This is a genomic window from Roseateles albus (assembly GCF_028595345.1).
Lineage (GTDB): Bacteria > Pseudomonadota > Gammaproteobacteria > Burkholderiales > Burkholderiaceae_C > Paucibacter_A > Paucibacter_A albus.
The window spans coordinates 300918-311129 of the sequence record NZ_JAQQXT010000007.1; the positions used below are offsets into that span (position 1 = coordinate 300918).

10 protein-coding genes are annotated in these 10212 nt (G+C 61.3%); 7 read left to right on the forward strand and 3 right to left on the reverse strand.

Annotation, left to right across the window (positions count from 1 at the left end):
* Positions 1-50 precede the first annotated feature (50 nt).
* Complete coding sequence (locus PRZ03_RS13565; RefSeq protein ID WP_273600789.1) at positions 51-710, forward strand: PEP-CTERM sorting domain-containing protein; 660 nt, start codon at positions 51-53, stop codon at positions 708-710.
* On the opposite strand, the gene PRZ03_RS13570 is transcribed toward PRZ03_RS13565, so the two are convergent.
* Positions 699-1364, reverse strand: a complete 666-nt coding sequence (locus tag PRZ03_RS13570) for a DNA alkylation repair protein (protein WP_273600790.1) — start codon at positions 1362-1364, stop codon at positions 699-701. The genes PRZ03_RS13565 and PRZ03_RS13570 overlap by 12 nt on opposite strands.
* A gap of 24 nt (positions 1365-1388) precedes the next feature.
* The gene (locus tag PRZ03_RS13575; RefSeq protein WP_273600791.1) at positions 1389-1985 is read right to left on the reverse strand and encodes a Crp/Fnr family transcriptional regulator; all 597 of its coding nucleotides are present in this window, start codon (positions 1983-1985) and stop codon (positions 1389-1391) included.
* Between the two features lie 29 nt (positions 1986-2014).
* On the opposite strand from PRZ03_RS13575, the gene PRZ03_RS13580 reads away from it, so the two are divergent.
* Both PRZ03_RS13580 and PRZ03_RS13585 read left to right on the forward strand, forming a co-directional pair.
* On the forward strand, positions 2015-2788 hold the full coding sequence (locus PRZ03_RS13580; protein WP_273600792.1) for an SDR family NAD(P)-dependent oxidoreductase: 774 nt from the start codon (positions 2015-2017) through the stop codon (positions 2786-2788).
* A 20-nt stretch (positions 2789-2808) separates the two neighbouring features.
* Positions 2809-3135 (forward strand): darcynin family protein, encoded by a 327-nt coding sequence (locus PRZ03_RS13585; RefSeq protein WP_273600793.1) that lies wholly within the window; start codon positions 2809-2811, stop codon positions 3133-3135.
* 10 nt (positions 3136-3145) lie between these two features.
* On the opposite strand, the gene PRZ03_RS13590 is transcribed toward PRZ03_RS13585, so the two are convergent.
* A complete protein-coding gene (locus PRZ03_RS13590; protein WP_273600794.1) occupies positions 3146-4111 on the reverse strand; it encodes an SGNH/GDSL hydrolase family protein in 966 nt (321 codons plus the stop codon).
* 213 nt (positions 4112-4324) lie between these two features.
* On the opposite strand from PRZ03_RS13590, the gene PRZ03_RS13595 reads away from it, so the two are divergent.
* The 4 genes from PRZ03_RS13595 to PRZ03_RS13610 all read left to right on the forward strand — a co-directional run bounded on the left by PRZ03_RS13595 (position 4325) and on the right by PRZ03_RS13610 (position 9905).
* Entirely contained in the window at positions 4325-4915 is a 591-nt protein-coding gene (locus PRZ03_RS13595; RefSeq protein WP_273600795.1) for a LysE family translocator, read from the forward strand.
* 9 nt (positions 4916-4924) lie between these two features.
* Complete coding sequence (locus tag PRZ03_RS13600; RefSeq protein ID WP_273600796.1) at positions 4925-6379, forward strand: aminotransferase-like domain-containing protein; 1455 nt, start codon at positions 4925-4927, stop codon at positions 6377-6379.
* Between the two features lie 403 nt (positions 6380-6782).
* Positions 6783-8321, forward strand: coding sequence for a PEP-CTERM sorting domain-containing protein (locus tag PRZ03_RS13605; protein WP_273600797.1), 1539 nt, complete (start codon positions 6783-6785; stop codon positions 8319-8321).
* A 282-nt stretch (positions 8322-8603) separates the two neighbouring features.
* Positions 8604-9905 (forward strand): hypothetical protein, encoded by a 1302-nt coding sequence (locus PRZ03_RS13610; RefSeq protein ID WP_273600798.1) that lies wholly within the window; start codon positions 8604-8606, stop codon positions 9903-9905.
* The last annotated feature ends 307 nt before the right edge of the window (positions 9906-10212 follow it).

Sequence of the window (10212 nt, forward strand, 5' to 3'; positions counted from 1 at the left end):
TAGCCGATCCTGACGACGCTCTCAGAACGGCCAAACAGCAAAGGACTGACATGAAATTTTCTTCTAGCTTCCTCGCATTGGCCGCCAGCCTGACCTTACTGAACGCCGGCCCGGCCGCCGCCGCCACGACGGTCATCACGTTTGAAGATCTCGTTGAAGGCACGCCGCTGAGCACACAGTACAACGCCCTGGGCGTGAACTTCGTCGCCAATGCCTTCAGCGGCATGGGCAGCTCAAGCTCGGGCCAATCCTGGGCCAGCAACACCGATATGACGGTCACCGCCATTGACCTGCATGGCTTCGGCGGGCCGGCGCTGGTCAGTGGCAAGTTGCTACACAGCTATAGCGGCTTTTTGAACGAAGACGGCGATGCCAGCTTTTGGATCAACTTCTCGGCACCGGTCGGCTCGGTCAGCATGGACTTTGCCGGCATCTCCAAACCCGCCGACACGCGGCTGTTTGTCTACAACGGCAGCACGCTGCTGGGTATCGTCAGTGCCTCAGGCTCTGCCGGCCAGCAAACACTGGGCTACTCCGCGACCAGCATCACCAAAATTGGCGTTGCGGCAGGTAGCGTCGCTGACTGGGTAGGGGTCGACAACCTCAAATTCGAGGCTGCAGCCCCGGTGCCGGAGCCGGCCACTTATGCCTTGATGGCCATAGGCTTGGGCGCACTTCTGGCCAAACGACGCGGCGGCTCAAAGGCTTGACCTCGGGCGCAACTCGCGCAAGGCATCGGCGCCGATCCAGCGCGCGGCTTTTTCGGGCCGCTCGCGCAGCTGCTCGGCCAAGTTGATGGCCTCAGGCAGCAAGACCTTCGACCGTTTGCCGATCTGCCGCAGCGCCCAGTTGACCGACTTCTTCACAAAATTCCGCTCATCATCGGCGGCTGCGGCGATCAAGGGCAGCAGCGCGATGAAGTCGGCGTCGGCTCGTTTTTTGTCGTGCACGGCCAGTACCGCCAACAGCGAAAAGGCCGCCCGTTTGACGAATTCTGCGTCGCTGCGCGCCCACACCGGGATGCGCGCCCAAGCCAGCGGTGAGCGCCGAAACGCATTCAAACAAGCCTGATCGCAGACGTCCCAGGACCGCATGCCCTCGGTCCAGTGATTCATCTCGCTAACGCTCAATTGCTTGGGATCGGCGAGCAGAGCGGCCAAGATTTGCGCATCCGGAATGGCCGTGTCCCACAGCGCCAAGGCCATTGCGTGATCCATTCCAAGCTGCTTGGCCATTGCTCGCAGCGCCGGCACCGACAGCCCCAGCCGCGCATCACCCGTCAGGCCAAATTTGGCCATCGCGCCCAGCTGCTCGGGGCGCGCCTGCCGCTTCAATAATTGCAAGACCTGTTTGAGCTCGGCCATCATGGACTCCCAGTTTGGCCGGGCTCAAGGCCGCAGCCGTGCGCGGATGCGGCTCAGGCTGACCGGCGTGACGCCCAGATAGCGGGCCAGGTCCTTCTTCGGCAGGCGCTCGCTCAGGCTGGCATGGGCCTGCGCAAAGGCCGCGTAGCGCTGCTCGGGGTTCAAGGTCAACAGCTCACGCTCACGCGCCTCTTTAAGCGCCGCAAAGTGCTGCATCGCCCGGTACAGCGCCAGCAGCCAAGTGGGATGGCGAGCGGCCAAGGCTTCGAGTTCGAAGTAATCAACCCGCTCCAGCTCGCTGTCCTCCAAGGCCATCACTTCGAAACTGCTCAGGCCACCGACCTTCAACGCCGTCAGGCTGCCAAAGAACATGCCCTCATGGCTGAAGGACTTGACCCACTCATCCCCATTGGCCAACAGGTAGTGCAGCTTCAACAAGCCCTTGCGCACCAGATAGACATAAGGGTGAGGCTGATCGGCCTCGAACAAGGTCTGGCCGGCCGCCAGCTGGACCCGCTTCAGCTTCAGCCCCTCGCTTTCGGGCAAAGGCTGGCCGGCCAGGTTTTGCAGCAAGACCAGCAACAAGGCATCGCTGGCCGGCTTATCTTTTGTAAACGACATCGCGCTGCCGCCTCCCTAAAGTTCGTGGCATGCATTCAAACACATACCTCTGCACCTCAGCGGCAAGGCCGACGCAACTTTGGCTGGTCACCGGTGCCAGCTCGGGGCTTGGCCGGGCGATCGCCCTGCAACTGGCCGAGTCGGGTCAGCAAGTGATCGCCTGGGGCCGTGACGCCGCCCGCCTAGCCGACTTGCAAGCCAGCCACCCCAGCATTGTGGCCACCGCCCGCCATGACCTGGGCAGGATTGGCGATCTGGAACAAGTAGGCCTTGACACCGTCCGCCAATGGCCCGGCCTGAATGGCATCGTGCATTGCGCCGGCATTCAGCATGAGCTGCTGCTCGAAACACCGGGCTATGGCGCCGCCGACATCGAAGCAGAGTTGCTCGTCAATCTGGCCGCGCCGATCGAGTTGACGCGTGCGCTACTGCCGCATCTGCAGCGCCAGGCCAGCGCGCACATCGTCTTCGTCACCAGCGCCCTGGCCCATGTCCCGAAACGCAGATCGGCCACCTACAACGCCAGCAAGGCCGGCCTGAGCGCCTTCGCTTGCAGCCTGCGCGCGCAGTTGCGCGGCAAACGGGTGAAGGTCAGCGAATTGATCCCGCCGCTGGTGGACACGCCAATGACGGCCGGCCGTGGCGGCAAGCACAAGCTGGCGCCGGCGGTGGTGGCACGCAGTCTGCTGCGGGCCTTGCGCTCGCGCCGTCCGCCGGCGCAGATCTGGGTCGGCCCGGCGCGCTGGCTGCCCTGGCTCTTGCGCCTCGCCCCCACGACGATCAAACAAGTTTTTTTACGTTAATCACGCTGGAGAGAATCGCTATGAACACCTGTTTCATCCTCGTCAACGCGCTGCCCGCCTGGTTGCGCCTGAGCCGAGGCCAACGCGCCGAGGTCTTCGCCCAGGAAGTGCTGAGTCTGCTGCCTCAACACCCGGGCATTCAATTGCGCCATTTCGATGCCGAGGCCTATTCGGCCGTCTGCAGCGATGTACTGATGTGTGAGGTGCCGGATGCCAAAGCGCTGCACTTCTTCATCGAAGGTCTGCGCGACTCGGCGATCTACACCACGCCCTATTTCGAGATCGTCCACATCATCCCGACTTGGGAGGGCGGCTATCGGGCCTATGAAGTGGCGCAGGTCCTTTAGCTTGGTCGACTCAGCCGCGGTTTTTGCGGCCGATGGTCAACAAGGCCAGCAGGCCGACGGCCATCAGCAACAGGGTTTGCGGCTCGGGCACGGCCGCCGCCATCTGTTGACCCAAGATTTGATGCGTCATCGTCGAGGGGTGGATGGCATCCCAGTACATATAGCTTTTCGGGTCAGTGCAGGTGGTGCCAGGTTTACCCACAAAGCCGCTGAAGCATGCATCTGTGACATTGCTCAGCCCGAAGCTGCCAGGGTTATCAATCAAGGCATGCTGACTCGCGACGGTGTCGAAATAGCTGATGTGAACGCCCGGCTGTAAACGCAGTTGATCAAGCGCTTTATTCAAACCCAGGTTGAAGTCCAAGGAAAACTGGTGCAGCCAGGGCGATATGCTCGAATTCAATCCACGCGGCGTGAAACCCATATCCGCCAAGCCCGGCAGGAGGAAATTCCTTGCGCCAAGGCCATACAGCGTTTGCACACCGGTACTCAGGTTGTTGATCGCGGTTTGCGCCACAGCGGCGGTAAACCCTTGATATTCAAAGTCATTCGCCCCTGCCCACAGGAAATACAGCGCATTGGCGTCGGCACTGGCGCCGCCCAGGCCCGCCTTGAAGGCGCCAACTTGCGACAGCACGCCCGTATTTTGCAAGGGCCCAGGTATCCCCGCAGCCACGGCGGCGCCGTTCAACAAGCCTGTTTCCGCGCCGCCGTAAGCATAGTCATTGAGCGCCACACCCAAACCCTGCGCAAGGTATTCCACTGCGACCTGGCCATTGGAGAAGCGGCCGTTGTAATACGGCGCCTGCGGCAAAGCGCCGCCGGTCGCCAGCAAAAAGTTGCCGTTGTCGGACAGGCTGTCGCCAAAGGCGACGACTTTGGAATAGCTGAGCGCATGCGCAGGCAGCGCCGCCATAGTCATGCCGCCCGCAAGCAGCAGCGCAGCGGTGGCCCGGGCAAGTATTGAGTGTTGCATGCAGTTTCCTGGTTAGCAATTTAGGTGCGCTGAAGCATATCGGACGCATGCTGAAAACACCTGCATGTTTGCCACCTCAAACTAGGGGGCGGTCGGCACCAGCCTGTATGGCTGCGCGCACTGATACAGCGCAGGCTTGGCCGCCTGTACCTGTACCTTGGCGGATTGCCTGGCGGCCACCACAGTCGAGGCCTTGCTGTTGGAGCCCAGACCATGTCCTTATCCCCCGCCGAATTGCTGCCCTTGATGAGCTACTGCTTCGTGATGTCAGGCACGCCCGGGCCCAATAATGTGATGCTGGCCAGTTCGGGCGCCAACTTCGGCTACCGCCGCGCGCTGCCCTTGATCATTGGCATCCAGCTTGGTGGCGCGCTGCTGACTTTTGTCACTTGCCTAGGCTTGGGCAGCTTGTTCAACGCCTTCCCGGTCTTGCACCAGATTCTGCGTGTGGCCGGCGCGCTCTATTTGATCTTTCTGGCCTGGAAGCTAGGCACCATGAAGGTCGGCGATGCCGCCAAGCCGATGACCGTCACCCAGGCCGCGCTGTTCCAGGCGGTCAACCCGAAGAGCTGGATGAAGTCCATCACGCTGGCCTCGGTCTTCATGCCGGTGGGTTTGAGCGTACCGATCGGGGCGCTGCTGGTGACCGTCACCGGCGTGCTGGTCGGCCTGCCGATCTCCTCGACCTGGGCGCTATTCGGCGTCGCGATCCGCCGCTTGCTGGCCGATCCGCTCAAGCGCCGCATCTTCAACCTGAGCATGGGTGGCACCTTGCTGGTGTTGGCGATCAGCTTCTTGCGCTAATCTAACGCCATGTTTTCCCTCGACCGCAATGCCGCCACGCCCTTGGCCGACCAGATCGAGCTGCGTCTGCGCGAGCTGATCGCGGCCGGCCAAATGCCGGCCAGCGCACGCCTGCTGTCGATCCGCCAGCTGGCTGCGCAACTGCAGGTCAGCCCCAATACCGTCGTGACCGCCTATGACAGGTTGGTCGCGCTGGGTCTGATCGAGTCGAGGGGGACGGCCGGCTATTTCGTCAGCGAAAGCTCGCGCCACTCGGCTCTGCCGGACGCAGCGGTGCTGGAGGCGGGCGAAGAACAAGAAGCCGTCTGGCTGGTACAGCAGTCCGGCGATCAACGTGCCGGCGTGCTGCTGGCCAGTGGCGGTGCCTTGCCGCCGACCTGGCTGGAAGACGGGGTACCGGCCGCCGCCGTGCAACGTGGCCTGGCGCGCACCGCAGCCGGCATGGCCTCGCGCTGCCCGCCGCAAGGCCTGCCCGAGCTGCGCGAGCGCATCGCGATGATGCTGCGCGGCATCGGCATTGCAGTCGACGCCGGCCGCATCCTCACCACGTTCGGCGGCACACACGCGATCGACTTGATCTGCCGGGCCTTTTTGCAGCCCGGCGACTGCGTCCTGGTGGAAGACCCCGGCTATTTTTTGATGTTCGACCGGCTGCGCAAAGATGGCATACGCCTGATTCCCATAACCCGTCGCGCCGACGGAATCGATTTGGCGGAGTTGGAAGCCGCCGCCCTCGCGCACCGGCCGCGCTTGCTCTTTATCCAGACCGTGCTGCACAACCCGACCGGCTGGAGCAGCAGCGCCGCTAATTTGCACAAGGTCCTGGTGCTGGCTCAAAAGCATGGCTTTTTGATCGCCGAGGACGATGTGCAGGGGCATTTTCACTCCGGCCATGCCACCCGTCTGGCCAGCCTATCGGGCCTGGACCGGGTGATCTATTACTCCAGCTTTTGCAAGGCCTTGAGCCCGGCGCTGCGCATGGGCTATATCGCCGCCGATCCGCTGCTTTTGAAAGCACTGATGCGCGAGAAGATCTACTCGGTATTGACCGGGTCGGCGCTGCTGGAATATGTGCTGCTGGAAGTGCTGGCGGCCGGGCGCTGGCGCAAGCATCTCGACCGCTTGAATGCCAAGCTGCTGGCGGCCCGCCATGCCAGTGCACGTCAGCTGGAGTCTGCCGGTGTCACGCTCGATCACCCCGGCGAAGGCGGCCTGTTCCTCTGGGGATCGGTACCTGCCGAGGTCGACCTGAACCTGCTGGTGCAGGATGCCTACCGAAACAAGATCTTGTTGGTGCGCGGCGCCACCTTCTCCGCCGGCAAGGCCTATGACTCGCATATCCGTTTCAATGTCGCCTTCAGCCAGCAGCCCCGCCTGGCCGACTACCTGCGTGAGCGCCTGCAGTCGCTGGCGGGCGCACAGCAGGCATTGAGCCGTGCGAGTCAGAGCAAGACGCTTGGCTGAAAAAAGAGCAGCGTGGAACGGTCCCCGTTTCAGCCGCCACTGGCATGTAGGTCATCAAACCAGGGCAAGGCCTTTGATCTTTTGCTGGGTTTAGCCGTCGACCGGCAAGCCTTGGTCATGCATCAGCTCAAGGCGGGCGATTCACGGCGACCCAGGCCTAAATCAATTTTGATGGGCTGAAAACTAGGGTAAACATCGCCCCGCGTTTGCAGGGTAAAAACTCACCCGAAATGCGCAATTAGTCACAGAATCATTCGCCTGCAATTGGTTTGTCTGCGCGATGGCCGCTCAAGTCACGAGCGCCCATAGAACTGGACTTGCAGTCCTTGGCGAGCTTGAATGGCCTCGTTCACCGCCCCACCCTCGGTCTTATTTTTCAATACGAATCAGGAGTGTGCAGAGCATGAAACTCAATCAAACCTTCTTACGTTCAGCGCTGGCTACGGCCGCGGCGTTTGCCTGCGCTACAAGTGCGCAGGCGGCTACTTTTCGCGGCTTTGACGGCACATCGCTGCTTGACAACGTCACCTTGGGCAATGCTTTCCGTCCACCGGACACGATGGGCGCTGTGGGTACGACCCAATTCCTGGAGTCGACCAACGGCAGCTACACCGTTTACGACAAACTCAGTGGCGCGGTCCAACAGCGCATCAGTTTCGGACAATTTTGGACCAATGCGGGGCAAGGCGGAGCACCCAATGGTGACCAACGCATCTTGTTTGACCACCACACCAATCGATGGATTTCGATCGGCTTTAGCGACAGCGTGTCTGACATCAATATCGCGGTATCGGACACATCCAACGCAATGGGGCCTTGGAAATCGACAAAATTCACCGGATTTGCAGGGGGTACCGCCGACTACCCCACATTGGGCATGGACAAAAATGGCGTCTACATCGGCACCGGCAATTTCAAGACTGAGGCTGATTGCCCCCCAGGGTTTGGCTACTGTGGCGCGTCCTTGTTCGTGATTCCGAAATCTGACCTTTTTGGCGGCGCACCGACCACAGCGAATATGAGCAAGTTCGACAGCCTTTACCCGGCTGTCCTCGACCGTGGCTTTGCGATTCAAGGAGCCGTCAACTGGGACAAAACAAATAACAGCAATACCGGAAAGTTCCTTGGCGTCAACGTTGATACCTTCAAGGACTACAACTTTTACAAGGTCAACGGCGTCAATGCTGCGGGTGCGACGCAAACGGCATCCGTGAGCGTAGGGGTGGCCGCTTACGACTACACCAAGCCGGCCCGTCAACCGGACGGTACCCGCGTCGTCGATACGCTGGATGAGCGTATTTCCTCCAATGTGGTCGAAAGCAACGGCAAGCTGTATGCCGTGCACACGGTGACGCCTACCGGCACTGATCACACCGCCGTTCGTTGGTCTGTCTTGAATGCCAACACTGGTGCCGTGATCGAAGAGGGGGACATTTCGGGCGGCGGGTTTGACTATTTCCAGGGTTCGATCGCGGTCAACGAATATGGTCAAGCCGTCATTGGCTTCAACCGCTCGGGATTCCAACAGACCGACCTCAATAACGATGGTCTTTCAGACGGCAACATCACTTTCATGGCGCGAGCCTTTGAAACGGATGGCGGCGGCGGACTCGACCAATCCGGTGCTGACATGCTGCTCAAGGCCAGCAGCATCGGCGACTACCACTGCAGCACGCGAACAGTACCGGTGGACTGCCGCCAGCGTTGGGGTGACTACAGTGCTGTGTCACTCGATCCCACCAACCACCGCAGCTTCTACGCGATCGGCGAGTATTCGAAAGAATGGGCTGTCTTGCCAGGCTTCACCACGACCGAGCGCGCTACTTGGAACACTTATATCGCTGAGATTTCGATGCCGGTTCCGGAACCCGAAACCTACGCATTGATGTTGGCAGGTTTAGCCCTCGTCGGCATCGCGTCCCGTCGTCATCGCAAGGTATAGGCCTTCTGAGCACTGAGCGATCTAACTTGCCTTAGTGGCAGTCAAGCAAGCCGGCTATCGTCGGCGAGCAATCCAGGGGACGTGAGTATCACGTCCCCTTTTTCATGCGAGATCAAATCCAAGCACCTGAGACTGGAGCTTCGAAAGTTCTTTACTCGGGCTAGGTCGGGTGAGAGAAGCCACAGCGTCGTCTATCCAGCCCTATTGCAGTCCGTCGCCCAAGCTGCGCCGAAACCGGGCCAAATAGCTAAGCTGCCGATCTTTGCCTTTCGAGAGCCCCCGATGACCCTTTGTATCCGGCCCGCCATGCTGTTTGCCATCCTGCTTCTGGCCTCCTTTGCCGGACTTGCCGCAGCGCCGAGCGCCGAACCCAATTCCGCCACAGCTGCTGTCGAAGAAGAAGCTCTGACAGCTGAGCCCAGCGCCAAAGCCACCTCCCATCTGCACCAGGTGCAGGTGCAGGGCGTGTCCACGGTGGCCCGCGAACGCAAGACCTTGGCACAGATCTTCAAGGCGCAAGCGCTGTTCCAGAAGCATCACAAGTTGGCACCCCAGGCCAGTTTGAACTACCGCGTCTATGCCCGCAAATACCCCGACGATCTGCTGCGCGCCGATTTGGGTCTGGTCGGCGCGCAAGGTCGTACCCCGGTTACGCTGGATGAGGAACAGCGCTTTGTTGCCGATCCGGCTTGGCGCCTCTTGGACCAAGACAGCGAGGTGCGCAGCAAGCTCGCCGATGGGCGAGTCACCTGGCGGGCCGACATCCGCACCCCCGGCTGGCCGAATGGGGAGCGCCGCCTGGGCGACCTGCGCCTGCAATGCCGAGTCGCCTTTGGCAGCGGCCTGGCGCGCACCGACGCGGGTTGGATCGGTACCTTGAGCAAGCTTTTCAGTGCCGACGATGAACAATGCAAAAAGCCCGACTGGAGCCCCAGCAACTTTGCCGACCAGCCGATCTTCTCTGTCACCTTGGTGCACGGCGACCGGCGCTTGAGGCTCAACCAGCGCAATCTGCATGGCCTGTTTGATGAATCAGGCGAGGACTATGACTGGGGCTTCTTGCTGCGTGACCGCATGTTCCGAGTACCGTTAGGCGACCTCACCTGGCCCGACGACACGCGGGTGCTGCTGGAGACTATGGCCAGCACCGCGCCCTCGGTCAACTTAGGTCTGCAAGAGTCCAAGCACCGGCTGGCCGAGCTGGCACGCGCGCTGAGGCCCGGCGTGAGCAGCGAGGCCGAGATCCGCGCGCTGGCGGGCAATCTCAAATTCAAACTCTTGCGCTTTGACAACGGCATGCAGATTTGGCGTTATTGGAAGGCCGGGGCCGCACCGACAAAAGCCGGGCTGACCGAAATGGCCGCGCTTGCGGGGTCGGCTGGCCTGGCCGACTTGGCCAGCGCGAAGGGCATCGAAGACGCGGCAAAGGCGAAGGCCGCTGCGATCGAAATGGCGGCCAAGGCCGCCAAAGCCTCGCCGATGTCGGCCGAGCGCGGCACCGAGCTCGTCTTGCTGCTGAACGCCGACGGGGTGCTGCAAAAATTCGCCTTCACCGAACGGCTCAATGCGTCGATTGAACCTTAATCCAGCAGTTGGACGAGGCTGAGTGTGGTGCGATGCGGTGCGTTGGCAAGGCGCGACGACGCAGCGGGCTGATGCCCGCAAGGAGGAGCAACGACGCCAGCGTGGCGTAGCGCGCCGCAATCGGCTGCGTAGCGCTCTCACCAAAATGGTGATTCACATCGAAGCGAACTTCATCAGTATCCAACTGCGTATTTCAGCCCATCGCGGCCACCCATTTCAGCGGAACGCGGACAGCGTTTCAGACGAAGGCGGACACCATTTCAGGCTGATCGCGGGCAGCGTTTCAAACTGATCCCGGACACCCCGA

Bases quoted from the DNA above. Each gene is read 5' to 3' on its own strand.
- PRZ03_RS13565 (WP_273600789.1), top strand. From the start codon at position 51: ATGAAATTTTCTTCTAGCTTCCTCGCATTGGCCGCCAGCCTGACCTTA.
- PRZ03_RS13570 (WP_273600790.1), bottom strand. From the start codon at position 1,364: ATGGCCGAGCTCAAACAGGTCTTGCAATTATTGAAGCGGCAGGCGCGC.
- PRZ03_RS13575 (WP_273600791.1), bottom strand. From the start codon at position 1,985: ATGTCGTTTACAAAAGATAAGCCGGCCAGCGATGCCTTGTTGCTGGTC.
- PRZ03_RS13580 (WP_273600792.1), top strand. From the start codon at position 2,015: ATGCATTCAAACACATACCTCTGCACCTCAGCGGCAAGGCCGACGCAA.
- PRZ03_RS13585 (WP_273600793.1), top strand. From the start codon at position 2,809: ATGAACACCTGTTTCATCCTCGTCAACGCGCTGCCCGCCTGGTTGCGC.
- PRZ03_RS13590 (WP_273600794.1), bottom strand. From the start codon at position 4,111: ATGCAACACTCAATACTTGCCCGGGCCACCGCTGCGCTGCTGCTTGCG.
- PRZ03_RS13595 (WP_273600795.1), top strand. From the start codon at position 4,325: ATGTCCTTATCCCCCGCCGAATTGCTGCCCTTGATGAGCTACTGCTTC.
- PRZ03_RS13600 (WP_273600796.1), top strand. From the start codon at position 4,925: ATGTTTTCCCTCGACCGCAATGCCGCCACGCCCTTGGCCGACCAGATC.
- PRZ03_RS13605 (WP_273600797.1), top strand. From the start codon at position 6,783: ATGAAACTCAATCAAACCTTCTTACGTTCAGCGCTGGCTACGGCCGCG.
- PRZ03_RS13610 (WP_273600798.1), top strand. From the start codon at position 8,604: ATGACCCTTTGTATCCGGCCCGCCATGCTGTTTGCCATCCTGCTTCTG.